This window comes from Phocaeicola sp. RTP21198st1_B8_RTP21198_201120, from assembly GCF_040929485.1.
Taxonomy (GTDB): Bacteria; Bacteroidota; Bacteroidia; order Bacteroidales; family Bacteroidaceae; genus Phocaeicola; species Phocaeicola dorei.
This window is the reverse complement of record NZ_JBCOCI010000218.1, coordinates 1-1,542: the sequence shown is the minus strand read 5'-3', so window position 1 is coordinate 1,542 and position 1,542 is coordinate 1. Positions and strand designations below refer to the sequence as shown.

Sequence of the window (1,542 nt, the reverse complement as noted above, 5' to 3'; positions counted from 1 at the left end):
GAATACCAGACGAGTAGAGCTGGTAACTCGTAATCAAACCTTCATCATCCAATTTGACAACCTTGCTGCTGTTGGCACCATAATTCAAATCCAGATTCCAACGAAACCCTTTCGATGTTTGTATAGGAACAGCGCCCAATTGTATTTCATAGCCACGATTACGGATATGTCCGGCATTACGCACCTGCGACGTGTACCCACTGGCAGCAGTAGTAGCTAGTTTCAATATTTGATTACGACTATCGGTCTTATAGTAAGTGAAATCCAAGCATAGGCGATTGTCCCAAAAAGCCGCCTCGAAACCTGCTTCTATAGATGACGTCTTCTCCGGTTTTAGATTCGGATTCATACCAATGGTAGAAGAACTTTGAAGTGGATTCCCATTGAAAGCTGTTTCTGAAGTAAAGACCGTTGCCAATTGATAAGGATTGGCATCTGCTCCCACTTGAGACCATCCTCCACGTATTTTTAGGTAGTTAACAGCTTTACTTCTCCACCCGAAAGCTTCAGAAAGCAACACACTAGCCGTCACCGAAGGATAGAAATAAGAATTGTTGTCCACAGGTAGTGTAGACGACCAATCGTTCCGTCCTGTTATATTCAAGAAAGCCCAACGACGGTAATCCAGTTGTATGGAACCGTAAAGGCCATATTGCCGTAAACGGTAGAAATCATTGGACGAAGTGAGCGGATCACGCGAGTTAGTCAATGTATAAAGATCAGCAACCGCCAAACGGGGAGCAGCCTGATAATTATTCTCATATTGTTTGTTACGTACATTAAAACCCAGAAGAGCGTCAATTCCCCAATTTTTATTCAACTGTTTGATATAAGTCGCCAATACTTCTGTGTTATTCTCTTTCACCGTATAGGCATCTTCAGCATAACTGCCGTAAGGCGAACCGGCACCTGCACTCCCCCATTTTACTTTGGATTTCCTCCGGTCATTATACCAGTCGGTACTAGTACGAAAACGCACATTCAACCCATCTGTCAGACGGAATTCGGCATGCAGATCACCTATCAGACGATGACGTTCCTGACTCTGTGTATTATAAGAAGCACTCCAAAAAGGATTGTCGTAATAGCTTGAATTCCAGTTGCGAGTATAGTCCGCCTTCAATGAGTTCGTATCCACTTGACGTCCGAACCACAAGAACTGAAGCATAGGACTGTTAGAACGTACGTTACTGCCCGAGGGAGTAGCTGACCCCGGCAAACTGGGAGCTGTATAAACGATGTAATTGGCTGTAGCTCCCACCACAATCCATTTTGCCAGATGGTAATCCGTATTTAGGCTGATATTCGTCTTATTAGTTCCAGCATCAGGAACGATACTGACTTGTTTTTCGTAGTTATATCCTACACGGAACTGGTATTTGTCGTCTCCACGGGCAACAGAAATACCGTTGTTTGTAGAAATACCCATGCGAAAATAATCGCGTACATTGTTGGGATGGGATACCCAGGGAGTAGCCACACGATTACCGTCAGCGTCCAATGGGCTATCGAACTGAGGAATCAACAAACCAATATCAAGAC

The 1,542-nt window shown here is 44.2% G+C and carries 1 protein-coding gene; it reads right to left on the bottom strand.

Annotation, left to right across the window (positions count from 1 at the left end):
* A partial coding sequence (locus AB5935_RS24700; RefSeq protein ID WP_368327725.1) for a TonB-dependent receptor domain-containing protein occupies positions 1 to 1,542 on the bottom strand: 1,542 nt, incomplete at both ends.